General features: G+C 33.4%; 19 protein-coding genes and 1 pseudogene. 18 read left to right on the top strand and 2 right to left on the bottom strand.

The annotated features are described in order from the left end of the window. Positions 1-305 precede the first annotated feature (305 nt). The 12 genes from ACQKCJ_RS09270 (at position 306) to ACQKCJ_RS09215 (ending at position 9,052) form a co-directional block, all read left to right on the top strand. Entirely contained in the window at positions 306-863 is a 558-nt protein-coding gene (locus ACQKCJ_RS09270) for a hypothetical protein (RefSeq protein ID WP_427401899.1), read from the top strand. A gap of 129 nt (positions 864-992) precedes the next feature. Further along, a complete protein-coding gene (locus ACQKCJ_RS09265) occupies positions 993-1,382 on the top strand; it encodes a VOC family protein (RefSeq protein WP_271335461.1) in 390 nt (129 codons plus the stop codon). A 258-nt stretch (positions 1,383-1,640) separates the two neighbouring features. Further along, positions 1,641-2,828, top strand: a complete 1,188-nt coding sequence (locus ACQKCJ_RS09260; protein ID WP_427401898.1) for a hypothetical protein — start codon at positions 1,641-1,643, stop codon at positions 2,826-2,828. A gap of 38 nt (positions 2,829-2,866) precedes the next feature. Then, positions 2,867-3,355, top strand: a complete 489-nt coding sequence (locus ACQKCJ_RS09255; protein ID WP_427401897.1) for a YegJ family protein — start codon at positions 2,867-2,869, stop codon at positions 3,353-3,355. Positions 3,356-3,430: 75 nt separating this feature from the next. Next, complete coding sequence (locus tag ACQKCJ_RS09250) at positions 3,431-4,141, top strand: M949_RS01915 family surface polysaccharide biosynthesis protein (RefSeq protein ID WP_427401905.1); 711 nt, start codon at positions 3,431-3,433, stop codon at positions 4,139-4,141. Positions 4,142-4,304: 163 nt separating this feature from the next. Beyond that, positions 4,305-4,631 carry an ArsR/SmtB family transcription factor gene (locus ACQKCJ_RS09245; protein ID WP_271335466.1) on the top strand — a complete coding sequence of 109 codons (327 nt, stop codon included), beginning with the start codon at positions 4,305-4,307 and terminating at the stop codon, positions 4,629-4,631. After that, complete coding sequence (locus ACQKCJ_RS09240; RefSeq protein ID WP_427401896.1) at positions 4,621-5,121, top strand: SRPBCC family protein; 501 nt, start codon at positions 4,621-4,623, stop codon at positions 5,119-5,121. The genes ACQKCJ_RS09245 and ACQKCJ_RS09240 overlap by 11 nt, the downstream gene beginning before the upstream one ends. A 29-nt stretch (positions 5,122-5,150) precedes the next feature. Continuing rightward, positions 5,151-5,672: an SRPBCC family protein gene (locus ACQKCJ_RS09235; RefSeq protein ID WP_427401895.1), complete on the top strand. Its 522-nt coding sequence runs from the start codon at positions 5,151-5,153 to the stop codon at positions 5,670-5,672. Positions 5,673-5,789: 117 nt separating this feature from the next. Continuing rightward, entirely contained in the window at positions 5,790-7,019 is a 1,230-nt protein-coding gene (locus tag ACQKCJ_RS09230; RefSeq protein WP_427401894.1) for a tRNA modification GTPase, read from the top strand. A gap of 184 nt (positions 7,020-7,203) precedes the next feature. Then, on the top strand, positions 7,204-8,073 hold the full coding sequence (locus tag ACQKCJ_RS09225) for an alpha/beta hydrolase (protein WP_427401893.1): 870 nt from the start codon (positions 7,204-7,206) through the stop codon (positions 8,071-8,073). A gap of 38 nt (positions 8,074-8,111) precedes the next feature. Then, positions 8,112-8,798 carry a GNAT family N-acetyltransferase gene (locus tag ACQKCJ_RS09220; protein ID WP_271335471.1) on the top strand — a complete coding sequence of 229 codons (687 nt, stop codon included), beginning with the start codon at positions 8,112-8,114 and terminating at the stop codon, positions 8,796-8,798. Positions 8,799-8,830: 32 nt separating this feature from the next. Continuing rightward, positions 8,831-9,052 (top strand): hypothetical protein, encoded by a 222-nt coding sequence (locus tag ACQKCJ_RS09215; RefSeq protein ID WP_271335472.1) that lies wholly within the window; start codon positions 8,831-8,833, stop codon positions 9,050-9,052. Between the two features lie 355 nt (positions 9,053-9,407). On the opposite strand, the pseudogene ACQKCJ_RS09210 reads toward ACQKCJ_RS09215, so the two are convergent. After that, positions 9,408-10,501, bottom strand: a pseudogene (locus tag ACQKCJ_RS09210) (YifB family Mg chelatase-like AAA ATPase). Between the two features lie 296 nt (positions 10,502-10,797). Between ACQKCJ_RS09210 and ACQKCJ_RS09205 the strand changes: the two are divergent. From ACQKCJ_RS09205 to ACQKCJ_RS09195, 3 genes are all read left to right on the top strand, one after another. Further along, positions 10,798-11,232, top strand: coding sequence for a GNAT family N-acetyltransferase (locus tag ACQKCJ_RS09205; protein WP_427401892.1), 435 nt, complete (start codon positions 10,798-10,800; stop codon positions 11,230-11,232). A 36-nt stretch (positions 11,233-11,268) separates the two neighbouring features. Continuing rightward, complete coding sequence (locus ACQKCJ_RS09200; protein WP_271335474.1) at positions 11,269-12,342, top strand: alanine/ornithine racemase family PLP-dependent enzyme; 1,074 nt, start codon at positions 11,269-11,271, stop codon at positions 12,340-12,342. A 134-nt stretch (positions 12,343-12,476) separates the two neighbouring features. Continuing rightward, the gene (locus tag ACQKCJ_RS09195) at positions 12,477-13,172 is read left to right on the top strand and encodes a DUF1963 domain-containing protein (RefSeq protein WP_427401891.1); all 696 of its coding nucleotides are present in this window, start codon (positions 12,477-12,479) and stop codon (positions 13,170-13,172) included. A 13-nt stretch (positions 13,173-13,185) separates the two neighbouring features. Here ACQKCJ_RS09195 and ACQKCJ_RS09190 read toward each other — a convergent pair whose 3' ends face one another. Beyond that, positions 13,186-14,163 (bottom strand): Gfo/Idh/MocA family protein, encoded by a 978-nt coding sequence (locus ACQKCJ_RS09190; protein WP_427401890.1) that lies wholly within the window; start codon positions 14,161-14,163, stop codon positions 13,186-13,188. A gap of 129 nt (positions 14,164-14,292) precedes the next feature. Here ACQKCJ_RS09190 and ACQKCJ_RS09185 point away from each other — a divergent pair, with 129 nt between their 5' ends. The 3 genes from ACQKCJ_RS09185 to ACQKCJ_RS09175 all read left to right on the top strand — a co-directional run bounded on the left by ACQKCJ_RS09185 (position 14,293) and on the right by ACQKCJ_RS09175 (position 20,293). Beyond that, positions 14,293-17,289 (top strand): amidohydrolase family protein, encoded by a 2,997-nt coding sequence (locus ACQKCJ_RS09185; protein ID WP_271335477.1) that lies wholly within the window; start codon positions 14,293-14,295, stop codon positions 17,287-17,289. Between the two features lie 40 nt (positions 17,290-17,329). Then, the gene (locus tag ACQKCJ_RS09180) at positions 17,330-18,637 is read left to right on the top strand and encodes an amidohydrolase family protein (protein WP_427401889.1); all 1,308 of its coding nucleotides are present in this window, start codon (positions 17,330-17,332) and stop codon (positions 18,635-18,637) included. Between the two features lie 339 nt (positions 18,638-18,976). Continuing rightward, a complete protein-coding gene (locus ACQKCJ_RS09175; protein WP_271335479.1) occupies positions 18,977-20,293 on the top strand; it encodes an ammonium transporter in 1,317 nt (438 codons plus the stop codon). Positions 20,294-20,303 lie beyond the last annotated feature (10 nt).

The raw sequence follows: 20,303 nt of genomic DNA, 5'->3' as shown, positions 1-20,303 counted from the left end.
TTGATTGTTCGTCTGTTTTTTTCTTTTCTTAGGTCAGAATTGAAAACAATATCGATTAGCAAAGATATTGCTATTATAATATTTTGTAAATAAAAATTTACAAATTTAAAATTTTTATTACTTTTCAGATTTTGACGATTTATACTTTAATTGTAAGATCTGTAAAAAAAAATAAATAAAATAACAATCTTTGTCTGAACAATTATATTTGTGTTTTGAAATTAGCTGAGTCAAATCTCGACAATAAAGTTTTCAAAATTGCTAACGAAATTATTAATTAATACTTTAACCCTTTTTTATAAATCATGAAAACCACAATTCTAATTCTATCTGCCTTAATACTTATTTCCTGTAAAAAAGATCAAAAAACAGAAACCGAAAAAATACAAGTTTCTGTGCAAGATACTGTGCAAATACCTGAGGAAAAAGAAATTGTAAAAAACAGTTCAGATACTATTGTAATTTCGGCCAAACATAAAAAAAACAAAATTCTATGTGATTTAGATGGCGACGGGAAAAATGAAACTGTCGAAATTGTCAGAAGTACCAATAATAACAAAAGTGGTCTAAGGATCATATTCGGTAACGGAAAACGAACCGACTATCTGGGAATGGGAAATACTGTTTTGAAACAAGGTTTTGACGAAATTGACTGGGTGGGAATTTTCGAAAAAGCGCCAAAAAATGAAGTTTACTGGAATAACATAAGTGACGAAGGCGAAATAATGGGCGATGAAGAAATAAAGGACGAAGATAAAATCAAACTTCCCAATGACGGTATATTTATTCACGCCGAAGAAAGCTGCGGAGGTGGTATCATTTACCTAAAAAACAACAAATACGAATGGATTCAGCGGGAATAATTTTATCACACGTTAGACAAACCGCTGTATATCAACGTTTCTATAATTATTAATTTAAAAATTCATAAATTTATTGTTCGATTATTATTTAATGGTCGAAACTAAGTTCTAATTTTTTAAATCTTTACTATGAAAACTAAAAAAATATGGGCCAATTTGGGTGTAGAAGATCTGGCGCGAACAACCAAATTCTACAGCGAACTAGGTTTTAAACCCAATGGTACCAATACAGAATTGACCAGTTTTACTTTTGGACAGGATGATTTTATAATTCATTTTTTTATAAAAGAAAAGTTTAAGTGGGCTATTAGTAGTGAAGCTGCCGACTTAAAAGTGGGTAATGAAGTTATTTTCTCTCTTTCGGCCGAAAGCGTAGACGAAGTACATCAATGGTTACTGAATGTTAAAAATGCAGGTGGAAAGATTTTCGCTGAACCTCAAAGTATTGAAAAAGGATATTTCTTTGGATTCTCTGATCCGGATGGACACAAATTTAATATTTTGTTCTGGCCTAAATAAAAGGATCTTCAGGTAAATACATAAAGGCGCATCCTATTGCGTCTCAACCCTTATAAAAAACTAAAATTCTAATCTAGCCCCAATAGAGCCCGTATCCTCGAATTCCCGATAATTATCGGTACCAAGCGATAAAGGCGAAAGCGGGACAATTGTTCCTTTTGTGAACTAAAATTCCTGCTCCTGAAATTTAAAATTTACACTATTTGAATTCATCTAAAAACCGATATATTTACACCTTTAAAATCAATCGCCTTTAGAATGAAAAAATTCGGATTACTATTCTCCATATTATTTTTAGCCCTTTCGTCATGTGGCGTAAAAACCACGCAATCATTGCTAAGCGATGGTAATTATGATGGTGCCATAGACCGTGCTGTCGAGGCATTGAGAACCAAAAAAGACGCTAAAGGAAAACAAGATTATGTCTATTTGCTGGAAGAAGCTTTTGCAAAAGCAAAGGACAGGGATTTGCGTGATCTCGATTTGATGATTAAAGAAGCTACACCAACAAATTCTGAACGTGTTTATAATACTTATTTGCAGTTGAATAACCGTCAGGAAAAAATAAGACCGTTATTGCCGTTGCCTTTATTGAAACAGGGAAAAAATGCTTCTTTTGCATTTGATAATTATTCAGATCAGATTGTGAGCAGTAAAATTGCGCTTACGAAATATTTATATGACAAAGCTTCTGTTCTTTTAAAATCAAAAAACAAACTGGATTTCAGACTCGCATATGATGATCTTTTCTATCTTGAAAGTCTTAGTCCGGGCTACAAGAACACGAAAAAAATGATGGATGACGCCCAGTTCAAAGGAACTGATTTCGTTGATGTATATGCCACAAACGAAACTAATATGGTGATCCCAAAAATGCTTCAGGATGATTTACTGGATTTTAAAACTTACGGTTTAAATGATAAATGGACGGTTTATCATAGTGCCAGACAAAAAAATATTACTTACGATTATAGCCTGATAATCAACTTTAGACAAATTAATATTTCGCCGGAGCAAATCAAGGAGAAAGAATTCATTAAAGAAAGACAAGTCAAAGATGGTATAAAAACTCTTCTTGACAGCCGCGGAAGACCTGTAAAAGATAGTCTGGGCAAAGAGATAAAGGTCGACAACTACAGATGGCTTAGAGCAAATATCTACGAATTCAGACAGTTTAAATCCTGCCAGATAACGGCAAAAGTAGATTATGTTGATGTTCGCATAAATGCGCTGTTACAATCATTTCCGGTCACGAGCGAATTTATTTTCGAAAATGTTTACTCTACGTATAAAGGCGACAGAAGTGCTTGTGAGGATAATTATATGAATTATTTTAATAAACGTGCTGTGCCTTTCCCTAATAATGATCAAATGGTTTATGATACCGGCGAAGATCTAAAAGCGAGACTTAAAGATATTATTGTCAGAAATAAATTCAGAGGATAAAATTTCTGACCAAAAAAACAATTTAATACAATCAAAAAATGAAAACCAAAATCCTGATTACTTTAATTCTGTTTTGTTTTATCAGCTGTAAAAATTCTGATAAGGTCGAAAGAAAAGACCAGCCGGATATCTACAATGTTAAAGGCAGTGATACAGATATGAATGAAGCAATAGAAAAAGCGAACCAAACCTTAGCAGATTTTAATACTGCTTTACTTAATCCGGAAATTGAAGTTAAATCTTTGAAAGTTAAATTTCAAAATGAAACCGATGCTGAGCATATCTGGTTAACTAATGTTGAGTTTAAAGATGGCAAATATTCCGGAATTTTAGATAATGAACCTGAATATATTACAGATTATAAAATTGGGGATACCATAAACGTCGACAGTAAAAACATTAGCGACTGGATGTATATTGAAAACGGAAAACTGTTTGGCGGTTACACGATAAAAGTACTAAGAAACAAAATGTCTGAAAGCGAAAGAAAACAATTTGATGCCGAAAGCGGTATGCAAATAGAATAAGCAAAAACATATTACATTTTAAGCGTATTGTATCAAAATCCTATATCCTTTAAAAAAATGTTGATGAATGAACACATGAGAAAAATTGCAATTTTATTAATACTTATTATAGCATTTTCAGGTTGTAAAGAGGAGAAAAAAGAACAGCCAAAAACATCTGATAATACAACGCTAAACGTTTCAAAAAATCAACCTTTAGTTGTAACAAAAATTGATTCGACACAATTTCCCCGTTCAATAAAATACGAAGGTTTTATTAAAAATGCTGTTCGCTGGAAAGATAATTCAGGAGATAATATTGTAATCACAACTGAAACGGGTATTTACAAAAATGAAAAACAGGGACACGAATTTGAAGACAGCAGTGATGCTGAGTTATATGCCTACCATTTTATAATATCGAATAACGAAGCGAAACAAACCTGGAGAGTAAAGGATTTTATTGCCGATTGTCCGGTAGATATTATAGCGGCTTTTGTCAAAAATACTTTTAAAATTACAGACTTAGATAAAAATGGTATCGCTGAAATATGGCTAATGTATAAAACGGTTTGTCATGGAGATGTAAGCCCGTGCGATATGAAGATTATTATGTACGAAGGCAACCAGAAATATGCTATGCGAGGACGCAACAAAGTTGAATTTGGAACTGATGATAACGGAAAAAGATTATTTGAAGGCGGTGAATTTAAATTTGATGACAATTTTAAGAAAGCTCCAAAAGTCTTTAGACAGTTTGCCGAAGACTTGTGGAATAAAAACATAATAGAAAATTGGGACAATTAATAGGCGGTGAACATAAACCCTGACCTTATTTTAATAGAGATGTACAAAATTGTATGTCTCTATTTTTTTTTTACAGAAAATCATAAAATAAAAAAAACATACTACTAATCAAAATGTTATGTATATTTGCAACTGATTAGTTGCGTATTTAAATAAATCAAAAATGAAACGAGATATATTTCAGGCTATTGCCGACCCAACCCGTCGGGCCATCTTAGTATTAGTGGCTACTACTGCTTTAACCCCAAATGCAATTGCAGAGCAGTTTAATACAACGAGACAAGCCGTTTCGAAACATATTAAAATTCTCAACGAATGCGACTTATTAGACGAAAAAAAAATAGGCAGAGAAATCTATTATCAACTTAAAATTGACAAAATGAAAGAAGTTGACAAATGGCTGGAACAGTTTAAGGAAATTTGGGAAAACCGATTCAGTCAACTTGATCATGTGTTAATGAACCTAAAATCTAAAGAAAATGAAATCTAATCTCTTAATGAATTTTTCCGTAAACAAGGAAACTATAACGGTGAATATAAAACGTGAGTTCAACGCATCGCTTGCCAATGTTTGGTCAGCATGGACAGAAGCTGAAATTTTAGATCAATGGTGGGCTCCTGCCCCATTTACATCTAAAACAAAACGCATGGAATTTAGAGCAGGCGGACAAAGATTGTATGCCATGGTTGGTCCTGAAAATCAGGAACGATGGGGACTTATTGATTATACCTCGATTTCTCCAAAAACCAATTTTAAATATTCTGCTACTTTTTGTGATGCTGAAGGCAATCCTGATTCAACTTTTGGAAGTTCTTATTGGAATGTCAATTTTTCCGAACAAGGAAATTACGTAATTGTTGCTATTGAAATTAAACGAGATAGCTTATCTGATTTAGAAAAAATAATTGAAATGGGCTTTAAAGAAGGATTTACAAGCACTATGGAAACGTTGGATAAAATCCTTGAAGTACAAAAGTAAAATAGTAATGAATTTAAAATTTTAAGAAAATGAAATCTAATCTCTTAATGAATTTTACTGTAGACAAAGAAACAAGTACGGTAAATGTAAAACGTGAGTTCAATGCATCTCTTGCCAATGTTTGGTCAGCATGGACAGAACCTGAAATTTTAGATCAATGGTGGGCACCTGCCCCATGGAAATCTAAAACAAAACGTATGGAATTTAAGGAAGGCGGACAAAGACTTTATGCCATGGTTGGTCCTGCTGGAGAAGAACATTGGGCTTTAGCCGATTTTACTTCTATAACTCCAAAGACTAATTTTAAATATCTGGATGCTTTTTCTGACAGCGAAGGAAATTTGAATGCAGCTTTTCCACGCTCTGACTGGAATGTGAGTTTTGCAGAACAAGGAGACAGCACTATTGTTGACATCGCTATTAAGCATGAAAATCTTTCTGATCTGGAAAAAATAATCAAAATGGGATTCAAAGAAGGCTTTACAATTGCCCTGGAAGGCTTGGATGCTGTTTTTACTTCAAATTCATCTAAAAATAAAAAAGATGCGTAAATTTCTTGTGTGTCCTTTTTGCATAAATTAAAACAATTTTTACGGTTTCCCGTAATGAAAACAAATTTTTACCTATTACTTTTGGGCTTTAAGCTATAATTACAATCCCAAATCTTAATGAAAAAACAAATTCTATTCCTTGTTCTTACCCTTGTTCTTAGTATAAATTCTTATTCGCAAATAACTTACGAAAATGGATATTTCATTGATCAAAATAATAAAAAAACAGATTGCCTAATTGAAAATTTAGACTGGAAAAACATACCAACTAGTTTCAAATACAAACTACCTGAAAGTCAAGACATCATTATTGCGGATATTAAGACTATAAAAGAATTTGCAATCTCAGGCGAAAGTAAATACATTAGAACTTCATTAAAAATAGACCGATCTTCAAAATTCATAGAAAATATGAGTACGGATAAAGATCCGGTTTTTAAGGAAGAGACTTTATTGCTAAAAGTACTTATTGAAGGAAAAGCATCTCTTTATATGTATGACGAAGGAAGCTTAACTCGTTTCTTTTATAAAGTTAATGATGCAGAAATAAAACAATTGGTCTACAAACCTTATCTTATAAACGGAAATTCTTCTATTGCCAAAAATAATTATTTCAGAGAACAACTTTTTATTGACCTGAAGTGCGATAATATACTTCAAAGAGATTATGAAAATTTGAGCTACGATCGCCGTGCCTTGCTCAAATTTTTTATAAAATATAATAAATGCAGTGATACAAATTTTACCGAATTTGAGAAAAAAGAAAAAAAAGATTTATTTAATTTAACAGTTAGACCAAGATTAAACAATAGTTCATTATCTATCAGCAATTCAAATACAGATCTTTATAATTTTGAATTTGATTCTAAATCAAGTTTAAGTTTGGGCGTTGAAGCAGAGTTTATTTTGCCATTCAATAGAAATAAATGGTCATTAACCGTAGAGCCTACTTATCAATTTTATAAAGCAGAAAAAACAAATGAAACTACTTCTTTAGTAGGTGGAGAAATTACCGCAAAAGTTGATTACAAGTCTGTTGAATTACCAATAGGTGTCAGACATTACTTTTTTCTTAAAAATGATTCTAAAATATTTATAAATGCATCTTATCTCATTGATTTTGGCTCAAATTCAAAAATCGAATTTTCGCGAAAAGATGGGTCGATAATAAATTCTCTTGATATTAAATCCGGTAGTACTTTCGCTTTAGGAATTGGAGGAAAACTCCACGACAAATACAGCATAGAATTCAGATACTTAATAAACAGAACTATTCTAAAAAATTATCTATTCCTGGATTCTTCTTATTCAACAGCATCCTTAATATTGGGATATTCCTTTTTTTAAAACATTTCATGCCTTTAAACTTCACAAATCCCTATCATTAATTAATGATAGGGATTTGTTTTATAACTTGTTTTAAAATTTCAATTTGATGTTTGTAAAAATTTAGAATGTCTTAAATTTGTATTTTAGTCCACGAATACTCTCATAAAAAGTTCAAAATTCTGAACGATTTAAATACCACCCAATGAACAAAATTATTTCCCTTGCCTTTTTCCTTTTCACCTCAACATTACTTTTTAGTCAAACTACCAAATCTAAATCTACAGATACCAGCAAACCTTTTGTTTTAGGCGTTATAGACGAAATACAATCGAAAGAACTGGGCGAAAAAAGAATCCTGAACATTTATCTTCCCGAAGGTTATAAAGCAGAACACACAACAAAATATCCTGTAATTTATTTATTGGATGGCTCGGCTGACGAAGACTTTATACATATTGCAGGATTAGTACAGTTCAATAGTTTTGAATGGATCAATCAGGTTCCAAAATCAATTGTTGTGGGAATTGCAACTGTAGACAGAAGAAGAGATTTTACTTATCCAACGAATATCGAAAAAGATAAAAAGCGTTTTGCTACTTCAGGACATTCGGATAAATTTATTGCTTTTATCGAAAAAGAATTACAGCCGTTTATTGACAAAAAATACAAAACAACCCATTCTAAAACTATTATTGGCCAATCATTAGGCGGATTATTAGAAACGGAAATTTTATTAAAGAAACCAACTCTTTTTAATAAATATGTTATTGTGAGTCCTAGTATCTGGTGGGATAATGGTTCTTTATTAAACCAGGAAAGCACAATTTTTCAGGAAAATTTTAATCAGCAAACTGATATTTATATCGCTGTTGGTAAAGAAGGACTTACACCAACAGAAATCCCGAGAGTGATGGAAGTAGATGCTAATCTACTGGCTGAAAAAATTAAAGCTACTAAAAGTAAAAACATAAAAGTGTACTTTGATTATTTCCCACAGGAGAATCATGTTACTATTTTGCATCCCGCTGCTTCAAATTCATTTAAATTCTTTTATCCGCAGACAAAAGAATAGAAACGAATATTTTGAAATGAAAACCAAATTTTACAGAAATGAAAAATACAGAAGAAAACAAATTAGACAATCCCGTTTGGTATTCCTTGTCTGAAAGTCATGCAACATTTGCAATTGATTATAATTCAACTAAATTTTACAGTCCTGATCATTGCCCGTTTGGAGGTTTTGTAAATCCGGAAAGCACTTTAGAAGCAGCTAATCAATATTCAGCACTGGCAGAAAGTTTCTTTATTGTTGGAGAAAAACCTAAAATCAGTGACTCTCTAAAAATTGCGAAAGAGTTAGTCTGTCTTCAAATGATTATTTACAACAAAATAGAGCTGCCCATAACTACTGAGATTGTAAAAATTACTGAAGAATACAATGACGAATTAGTTCAATTGGTTAACCTGGTTCAGCCAGGATATTTCAAAAATAAAACAGCTGAATTAGGCAATTATTATGGGATTTTCAAAGACAATCAATTAATAGCTATTACTGGTGAACGAATGAAAATGAACGACTTTACAGAAGTAAGCGCTATTATTACTTATCCTGACCACACCGGAAAAGGTTATGCAAAACAATTGATTGCACATGTTGTGAATAGAATTTTTAATGAGAATAAAACGCCTTACCTTCATGTAGTTGAAAGTAATATTGGAGCAATAGCTTTATACAAAAAACTAGGTTTTGTAACGAGAAGAAAAATGAGTTTTTGGAATATTTCTAAAAATCAGTAAATTTACTTTACAGTACTAATATCATTATCATTATGAAAAAAATATTTTTAATCTTCATTTGTTTAGTTGGTTTCTCTGTAAATGCTCAAACCTCTAAAGAACTTATTGGTAAATGGCAATTGGTAAAGTGGGTAAAGAAAGGCAAGGAAAAAGATATAAAAGACTATTATAAAACGGATCAGGTTTTCCAGGTTTTCAAAGAAAATGGAGATTTTGAAAGTATTGTTGGCGATGAATCACATAAAGCAAAATAGAAATTATCTAAAGATAATTCTGAGCTTACTATTACTCTGGCTATGATGCCCGTAAAGTTTTCAATAGACTATTTTTATGCCAACAAACATATCATTACAACTCCGCAAATAGGAACTTTTGAATACAAAAAGGTTACGGAATAGCTTAAATGGTTTCGCATCTTATATTAAAGATGTAACTTTTTATTCTTATAAAAAATAAACCTCTCACTTAGCCCCGATGGAAACGACATCCTTTTTCTGGCTTCTTTAGACAGAAAAAGATATAGTGTACAACGAGACTGGAGGTTTTATGAAAATTGATTTTCTGCTACTGAGGGTTCAAAATCCAACAATTCAAAATCTGAAATCTATATTACCCCAACCAGCCATCACGATCCAGACTTCTATATTGAATGGCTTCGGCAATGTGTTGCGAAATTACAATTGCCGTGGCATCAAGATCTGCTATTGTTCTCGCCACTTTGAGGATTCTATCGTAGGCACGGGCAGAAAGATTCAATCGTTCCATAGCAGTTTTTAATAATTCTTTTGACTGGTCGTCAAGAGCACAATATTCCCGAATTAGTTTACTGCTCATTTGGGCATTATAATGTATGTTTTCCATTGCTTCGAATCGCTTGGTTTGAATTTCGCGCGCTGCTGTAACCCGCTTTCTGATTTCGACACTGCTTTCGGATTTTCGATCATCGGCTAATTTTTCAAAAGGAACAGGAGTTACCTCTATATGAATATCGATTCTGTCTAATAAAGGTCCGGAAATCTTACTCAGATAACGCTGCATTTCGTGCGGAGATGAGGTATTTGGCATATTGGGATCATTAAAAAAACCACTGGGACTTGGGTTCATACTTGCTACCAACATAAACGAAGAAGGATAAGTCACGGTAAATTTAGCACGCGAAATTGTGACCTCACGATCTTCAAGTGGCTGGCGCATTACTTCTAAAACATCACGTTTGAATTCCGGTAATTCGTCTAAAAACAAAACACCATTGTGCGCCATCAAAATTTCGCCGGGCTGCGGATAACTTCCTCCACCAACAAGCGCTCCATTTGTTGCGTATGTAAAATGTGTGGTATATATTTGACCTATATAATTAAACAAAAGAAATGGGAAAAGTTGCAATATACGCTAGAGACATATTGTGCAATTTCTGGTGCTTTTATTTGATCAGAGGCAACTAAAATTCCCATTGCCAGAGGTAAATCGTAGGCAGAACCTTCTTTTCGCAAATCAGCCGGCGCCATATTGATTGTTATTTTTTTGCCGGGCAAACTATATCCGTTATTTTTAAGAGCAGCAGCAATTCTGTAACTGCTTTCTTTTATTGCATTGTCAGGCAATCCAACTAAGTGATAACCAATCCCTTTATCCATATGAACTTCTACTGTAATCGTAGTAGCTTCAACTCCAAAAACGGCACTTCCATAAACTTTTACTAACATAAGATCCTTTCATTAAATGTTTTTAAATCTAATGAAACTAATTTAATTTAACAATCAAATTATTACAAATAAATACTTTTAGAAATACATATTATAAGGCTTCAGTATTGAAAAAACCAAAAAGGCCTGTTTTGACTGCAATAAAACCATTATTTATGCCTATCTTGCGAAAATATCATCGATTTCTATCGATAATTTCGATTTCTTAATTCTAAGAATCTTACCTGCAATTGACTTTGCATCTTTTACATCTGCTGAAAATTTTCTATCAGCCTAAATAATCTAAAATTTAAAACATGGAATTTAAATTACTTAATCCAACTATTGGATACGACGCTATCTATACACCTGAAATAATTGCTGCTTTTTTACATACGCATTTAGAACAATATGGAGACACTACCCAAGACATACTAAAATCTATTGCTTATGCAATGAATCCTGACAAAGGCGGCAATATTGTCATTGGTCTGGACAACCAAAAAATTGTTGGAGTCGTAATTCTGAATAATACGGGAATGAAAGATTATATTCCGGAAAACATCCTGGTTTATATAGCTGTCGACAATGCTGAAAGAGGAAAAGGTTATGGAAAAAAACTTATGGAAAAAGCCATTTCTGTCGCCGAAGGAAACATTGCTCTTCACGTAGAACCGGACAATCCTGCTAAAAAGCTTTATGAAAAACTGGGTTTTACTAATAAGTATCTTGAAATGCGTCTGATTAAATAAACGCAAATTAATTAATTCAATAAAAAACAAAGCCTAATGGCATTTATAAAATTATATCGAAAAAAATTAAAAGAAAACTATACTTTTCTGAATTCACTTTTCGAATCAAAAAACATTCAATGGGGAGTTGTATCGAAACTTTTATGCGGTAACAAACTGTACTTAAAAGAAATTATCTCGCTGGGAGTCAAAGAAATTCATGATTCGCGTGTGAGTAATCTAAAAAAGATAAAATCGCTTGATCCCACTATTCAAACTGTCTATATAAAACCGCCTGCTAAGCGAAGTATTGTCAATATTGTAAAATATGCCGATGTCAGTTTTAATACTGAATTGTACACGATTCAAATGTTATCTGAAGAGGCAAAAAAGCAAAACAAGATCCATAAAATCATCATTATGATCGAAATGGGAGATTTACGTGAAGGCGTGATGGGCGAAGATTTAATCGAATTTTACGGCACTGTTATTAGTATGCCTAATATTGAGATTCGTGGAATTGGTACAAACTTAAATTGTTTAAGCGGGGTTATGCCAACACAGGATAAACTGATACAATTGAGCTTGTATAAACAACTTATCGAAGCTAAATTCAATATTACAATTCCGTGGGTTTCCGGCGGAACTTCTGTTGCAATCCCGTTACTTCTAAAAAATGCCCGACCAATGGCTGTAAACCACTTTAGAATTGGTGAAGCTTTATTTTTTGGAAAAGATTTGTTTACAGGAGAAACAATTAAAGGCATGCGCAATGACGTCTTTAAACTTTTTGCAGAAGTCATTGAAATAACCGAAAAACCGGATATCCCAATAGGAGAACTAGGCGAAAATGTAGCCGGAAATACTTTTTCTATGCAGGATACCGAGGATTTTAGCGGAACTTCTTTAAGAGCTATTCTAGATATTGGCTTACTCGACATGCAACCTCAATATTTAGAAGCTGTCGATGAAGAAATCACAATTGTAGATGCCAGCTCTGATATGTTGGTAATTGACATTACGAGTTCAACCCAAAAATACAAAGTGGGCGATTTAGTTTCTTTCAATATTAAATATATGGGCGCCTTGTATTTATTAAATTCGAATTATATCGAAAAAAATATAGAGTAGAAAATCAGTATTTTAAGTATAAAAATCTATTCATTTACGATTGCCCATATCTAATCATGAAAAAGGATAAATTTATAACGTTATTATTATAACTATTAAATCTATTTTTAATTCTAGTTTTATAAACTAATACGATGAATGAAGCGCAAATAAAATCAGCACTTGCAAAAAAAGCAACTCAATTTACAACAGGAGGTCTTAAACCAACAAATTCATTTACTGAAAGTTGGATTGGAAGAGTCTATTTATATCACGAAAATGAAGAAATTCCTTTGGATAATGATGGTGAATTGATGCTTCCTCTGTTTCAATTGTGTCTTAATCAATTACCTTTTGTGCCTGAAATTTTAGAACAATCTAAGATTATTACCGTTTTTATTTCTAAAAAATTCCCGATGGACTTAACGCCTAATGAAAATAATTGGGTTCTGCGTGAATATAAAAACTTAGATAATATTGTAATTAAGGATTTAAAAAATGATGCTTCATTTATAAAACCTTTTCCGTTATCCAATACACTAATTGAAAAAGATTATCCGGTTTGGGAAGACCCTGAAATACCAAATGATATATCCAATAATATTAATCAACTTGAGGATTCAGGAATTATTGATTCTTATTACGATATTATCGAAAACAATTATGGTCACAAAATTGGTGGCTATGCAACATATTGCCAATCCGGAATTGATTTTGGAGATGATTTTGAATTTGTTTTTCAGATTGCTTCTGATGAAAAAGCGAATTTAAATATCGTTGACGGTGGAAATATTTATTTAGCAAAAAACAAAACGACTGAAGATTGGGTTTATTATTGTGATTTTTATTAAAATCTAAATCGGATTAAGAAAAACTTAATCTAATTTGTTTTTTTATATCCTCCACCATCTTACTCAAATCCAAACTATTTTGCTGCGACCAAAACTCACTTTCGATTTGACTGTTTCTAATACAATGATGACATTCTAGAATTTCGTACGTATATCCTTTTCCTAGATTAGGCAAACTGTAATTGGTTTCCTTTTGGTCTCTAAATACAGAATATCCGTCAGCTACAAACCACGGAGAATTAAGTTTAATATAGCCTTCTGTTCCACTTATTGTTGCTTTCATATCAGATTCTGAAATTATAGAAGCCTGCAAAACGGCCTGAGCATTTTCATATTGCAAAATCATTGAAGTCTGAAGATCGATTCCGTTTTTATGAAGAATAGATTTTGCAATTATTTCTTTAGGAATTCCCAGAAATATATAGGCGAGAAATAAAGGATAAACGCCAATATCAAAAAGTGCTCCTCCGCCAAGATCCTTATCAAAAAGTCTTCCTCCATTCTTTTCATCAGCATAAAAAGCAAAGTCAGCATTCACGCTTTTTATATCACCAATTATTCCTTCATTTACTTTTGTTAGAACTTCCTGAACCGACGGAATAAAGCGGGTCCAGAAAGCTTCCATAAAAAATTTATTGTACTTTACTGAAGCTTCAGTCATTCGAATGGCATCTTTATAAGACAATGCAATTGGTTTTTCGCATAAGACATGTTTACCATTTTCTAATGCCTTGATCGATAATTCGGCATGCGAATTATGCGGCGTTGCGATGTAAATAATATCAATTTCATCATCCTTACAAAGTGCCTCATAAGAATCATAAACTTTTGGGCAATTGTACTTTTCAGCAAAGTCAATCGCATTATCTCTATTTCTGGAAGCAACCGCAAATAGCGTTGCATCGTTTAGTAGTAATAAATCTGCAGCAAATTGATTTGCAATATTTCCTAAGCCAATAACTCCCCATTTTATTTTATTGTTATTTTTCATACGTTTCTATAAACGCTACTTATCAGGCGTTTAATTAAATTATTATCTAAATAAAGAAAAAACATTTAAAAAAATCAATTTTAAACAACATATATTTCATATTTTTAGCAACAAAATTGCAGATACACTATGAAAAAAGCCCTACTCCTACTCTTTTTGAGCGTTTTTTTAACAAAAACGTATGCTCAAGACTATTTCCCTGTTAATGAAAGTGTGCAGAATAAAAACAAAAATTATACTGTTTTTATGAATGCCACTATTTATGTTACTCCAACCCAAAAAATCGAAAAAGGAACTTTACTGATTCAGGATGGTAAAGTCGTTTCGGTTGGTAATACTGTGGCTATTCCTAAAAATAGCATTATTATCGATCTTGAAGGAAAAACAATCTATCCTTCATTTATTGATATTTATACTAGTTTTGGAGTTGAAAAACCAAAAAGTAACCTCTCTCGCGGGCGTGATCGTAACCCATTATACGATACGAAAAGAGTGGGATATTACTGGAACGAAAGTGTGAAACCGGAAGTAAACACTTATGAGACTTTTAAATACGATCAACCTAAAGCCGAAGAATTGCTAAAAGCAGGTTTTGGTGTTGTAGGTACTCATATTCCTGACGGAATTGCACAGGGAACCGGAATTTTAGTCGCATTAAACAATACTGAAAACAGTAAACAAATTATTGCCAATAAAATCACCAACCACTTTGCATTTACAAAAAGCGCCTTGACAAAACAGGCTTATCCAAGCTCATTAATGGGTATGATGGCATTGTTACGCCAAATGTATCTGGATCTGGATTGGTACAAAAAAGGAAATTCTGAAACTAAAGATTTATCATTAGAAGCACTGGCAAACAATGAAAAACTAATTCAGATTTTTGCCTCCGAAGACAAACTGAATAGTTTAAGAGCTGCAAAAATCGCCAAAGAATTTGGCTTGAACTATATTCTGAAAGGCAGTGGAAATGAGTTTGAAAGAATCGAAGAAATTAAAAGTACAAATGCTAAATATATTATTCCGATCAGTTTCCCGGAAGCATACGATGTCTCAAATCCGTATTTATCAAACCAGATCGAATTGACTGATATGCGTTTCTGGAATCAGGCACCTACCAACTTAAAAGTGCTATCAGAGAACGGAATTGTTTTTGCCCTGACAACGGACAAGTTAAAAAAGACAGAAGATTTTAAACCTAACTTACTGAAAGCCATTAAATATGGTTTTAACAAAACAAAAGCTCTAGAAGCTTTGACTACAATTCCGGCAGCGATTCTAGGGAAAAGCAACGAAATTGGAAGTTTAAAAACGGGCAGTTATGCCAATTTTGTCATTACTTCAGGAGAAATCTTCGATGAGAAAACAGTTTTATACGAAAACTGGGTTCAGGGAAGCAAATATGTGGTGAACGATATTAATGCAAAAGATATTCGTGGAAACTATAACTTAACTGTTGGAAAAGACACTTATAAATGGAAAATTGACGGAACTGTCGATGCACCAAAATCTGAAATTACTACTGCTGATGCCAAAAAATTAAAAACTACTTTTTCAGTTTCTAAAAATTGGATTTCACTCTTGATTAAACCTGCAGATACTATTAAATCTAATTATAGCCGTTTAACAGGATTTATCGAAAAACCGGAAAGTTTATCCGGAAAAGCAGTATTATCAAACGGAGATGAATTGGTTTGGACAGCTTTGAAAACCAGTGCATTTGTTGCTGTTAAAGATACTGTCAAAGCAGATAAACCAAATCCTGTTATTCCTACAACATACCCTAACATTGCTTTTGGTGATACTAAAAAATTGACGGCTCAGACTTTACTATTCAAAAATGCTACGGTTTGGACAAATGAAAAAGAAGGTGTTTTGACTGAAACAGATGTTTTAATTAAAAACGGAAAAATTGCTGCCGTTGGTAAAAACCTTTCGGATGCAACTGCTACTGTTATTGATGCAAAAGGCAAACATATCACAAGCGGAATTATTGATGAACATTCCCATATCGCTATATCAAAAGGGGTTAATGAAATGGGACATAACTCAACTGCCGAAGTTACCATTCAGGATGTAGTAAACTCTGAAGACATTAATATCTACAGAGATCTTGCCGGTGGTGTAACCATTTCTCAGTTATTACACGGATCTGCCAACCCTATTGGTGGCCGTTCTGCGATTGTAAAATGGAAATGGGGTTCGTCTCCAGACGAAATGTTATACAAAAACCAACCTAAGTTTATCAAATTTGCTTTAGGAGAAAATGTAAAACAAGCCAATTGGGGAATTGATAATCCTACTCGTTTTCCGCAAACCAGAATGGGAGTTGAACAAGTTTTTACCGATTATTTTCAGCGTGCAAAAGAGTATGATGAAAGCTGGAAAAAATTCAATGCAAATTCAAAAAAAGGAAAAGCGCCAAGAGTTGACTTAGAATTACAAACTATTGCTGAAATTATCAATAAAGAGCGTTTTATTACCTGCCACTCTTATGTAGAATCAGAGATTTTGATGTTGATGAATGTTACTGAAAAATTTAATTTTAGAGTAAACACTTTCACCCACATTCTTGAAGGTTATAAGGTTGCTGACAAAATGAAAGAACACGGAGCTGGTGCTTCGACCTTCTCTGATTGGTGGGCTTATAAGTTTGAAGTAAATGACGCAATCCCGTTCAACGGACCAATCATGCACAACGAAGGATTAATAGTTGCCTATAATTCTGATGATGCAGAAATGTCAAGAAGATTGAATCAGGAAGCTGCAAAAGCGGTCAAATACGGAAATATTTCTGAAGAAGATGCCTGGAAATTTGTAACCCTGAATCCTGCTAAATTATTGCATATTGATGATAAAGTAGGAAGTCTTAAAGTGGGCAAAGATGCTGACGTTGTCCTATGGAGCGATAATCCTTTGTCTATTTATGCTAAAGCCGAAAAAACAATTATTGATGGTGTGGTTTATTTTGACATTGAAAAAGATGCTGAAAAACAATTGTCTATTTCTAAAGAAAGAAGTGTACTAATTGGACAAATGTTGCAGGAAAAAAACAAGGGAATGAGCATGCAACAGCCTACCAGAAAAGAGAAAACAGAATACCACTGTGATACTTTAGAACAATAATAACGGCTTTAGAAAATTCGTAAAGATAAAAACAGATAATATGATACATAAAAACATATATATAATGTTGATCGCTTTTTGTGCTTCGCTGCAAATAAAAGCGCAACAAATACCGGCACCAAAACAAACCAAATCCATTTTGATTTTAAATGCCACAGCCCATTTAGGCAACGGAACGGTGATTCAGAATAGTGCGATTGGTTTTAAAGACGGAAAAATTACTCTGGTAGCTGATGCAACAACAATCAGACTTGCCGCCAATGCATATGATACGACTATAGATGCCAGCGGAAAACACGTTTATCCCGGATTTATTGTTCCTAACGCAACATTAGGTCTGGTAGAAATTGATGCTGTAAAATCATCAAATGACGAGGAAGAAATAGGAAGTTTTAATCCGAATGTAAGAAGTATTATTGCATACAATTCTGAATCGAAAGTAGTAGAAACAGTTCGTCCAAATGGTGTTTTAATTGCTCAGATAACACCTCGTGGTGGTCGCATCTCAGGAACATCCTCAGTGGTTCAGCTCGATGCCTGGAGTTGGGAAGATGCCATTATAAAAGAGAATGACGGAATTCATCTTAATTTTCCATCTAATTTTAAAAGATCGGGATCCTGGTTTGAACCTGGAATAATTGAAGCTAATAAAGAATATCCTAAACAAGTTGAGGAAATAACTGCTTTTTTAGTCAATGCAAAGGCTTACAACCAAACTGCTTCAAAAGACAGAAACATTGTCCTGGAAGCTACAAAAGGACTTTTTGATGGTACCCAAACGCTTTATGTACACGCAGATGAGGAAAAACAAATTGTAGACGCCATACAATTAGCAGTTGATAACCAGATCAAAAAGATTGTGATTGTAGGAGGATTTGAAGCTTATAAATCAGCTGATGTTTTGCAAAAATACAATGTGGGTGTTTTACTAAGACGTGTTCATGATATACCAACCAGTGATGACGAAGATGTAAACCTGCCTTATAAAATGGCAAAAATACTTACTGATAAAGGTATTGTGGTTGGTCTTGAAAACAGTGGGGATCACGAACGTATGAGTGTAAGAAACCTGCCTTTTTTAGCAGGAACTTGTGCCGCTTTTGGCTTAGACAAAGAAAAAGCTTTACAGCTTATTACTTCTAATACAGCAAAATTGCTAGGAATAGATGCGACCTGCGGTACATTAGAAACCGGTAAAGATGCCACACTCTTTATCTCTGAAGGTGATGCGCTGGATATGCGAACAAACAAATTAACATCAGCTTTTATTCAGGGAAGAACAATTAATTTAGAGACTTTCCAAACCAAGCTGAGCGATAAATTCAAAGCAAAATACAATCAGAAATAGTTAAAAACTCTTTTTATAAAAAAGGCATCATTTGAGAAATCATCTGATGCCTTTTTTATTTAAAATTGGTAACGTTTTATTCTTTTAAGCAACAATTCAACCATAATTACTCTTAAAACATAAAATATTATCTCTGCTTTTTATTAACACAGCTCCAAAAAGGCAAATATTTCGAATTTTAGATTGACAAATTACAAATTTTAAGTTCTTTTTAACAAATACACGCAAAATACAGGGGGTTAAATTTTAAAATTAACAAAAATTAAGCATTAGCCCCTATTTTTTATAGGGATGTCGATTGATTTTATACTTTTATAAAAAATTTAAAACTAAATAACTATGCGAAAAATTATTTTAAGTGTGATTCTTATCACTATTTTGGTACTAACCTTTATATCGAATTTTATCTTAACAGATAACCCTATTCCGGCAGAAGCTGTTAAGTTTGATACAGGAGATACAGCTTGGATGATCGTAGCAACTGCATTTGTATTGCTTATGACACCAGGACTAGGATTTTTCTACGGAGGAATGGTAGGTAAGAAAAATGTTATCAGTACTATGCTGCAAAGTTTTATGGCAATGGTAATTGTAACTATTTTATGGGTTGTTGTTGCTTTTGGATTAGCATTTGGCCCTACTATTGGAGGCATCATTGGAGATCCAACTTCTAACTTGTTTTTTCAGGGTGTTGGTACTAATACCGCATGGAGTCTTGCCCCAACTATTCCGTTTATGTTATTCGCATTATTTCAGGCTAAGTTTGCCATCATTACACCTGCATTAATCACTGGTGCATTTGCAGAGCGTGTACGTTTCTGGGCTTATTTATTATTCATGGTTTTATTTATCTTACTTATATATGCTCCTTTGGCACACATGACTTGGCATCCTGATGGAGTTTTCTTTAAAATGGGAGTATTAGACTTCGCCGGAGGAACTGTGGTACACATGAGTGCTGGTTGGGCTGCGTTAGCCGGAGCGATCTTCTTAGGAAAAAGAAAAATCCAGAAAGTGAATCCTGCCAGAATTACTTATGTATTACTAGGTACAGGTTTACTATGGTTTGGATGGTTTGGTTTCAATGCAGGTTCTGCACTTGGAGCAAACGGATTAGCCGTTCAGGCTTTAGGAACTACAACTGTTGCTGCTGCCGCTGCTGCAATGGCATGGGTTTTCCTTGATAAAATAATTGGACACAAATTATCTGCACTTGGTGCATGTATCGGAGCTGTGGTAGGCCTTGTTGCTATTACACCTGCCGCAGGCTTCGTTAGCATTCCGCATGCAATATTTATAGGCGCTTTTTCTGCCATCGTAAGTAATCTTGTAGTGAGCAAATTCCCTAAAGGAAAAATCGATGATGCTCTTGATGTTTTTGCCTGTCACGGTGTTGGTGGTATGGTAGGAATGTTATTAACTGGTGTTTTTGCTTCTAAAGCAATCAACCCGGCTGTTGGAGATAATCAAGGTTTGATTTTCGGAAGTCCAACTTTATTCATCAACCAATTAACTGCCATGATCATCGTTTCTATCTTCGCTTTTGTAGGTTCATATATCCTATTCTTCGTTGTAAATAAAATTACACCACTAAGAGTTACTGAAGAAAAAGAAGAATTAGGTCTTGACATTTCTCAACACGGAGAATTTTTATAAAAAAACAAAC

It is taken from the genome of Flavobacterium sp. NPDC079362 (assembly GCF_050267765.1).
GTDB lineage: Bacteria > Bacteroidota > Bacteroidia > Flavobacteriales > Flavobacteriaceae > Flavobacterium > Flavobacterium azizsancarii.
Note: the sequence above shows the minus strand (reverse complement) of the source record. Positions and strands in the feature narration are given on the sequence as shown.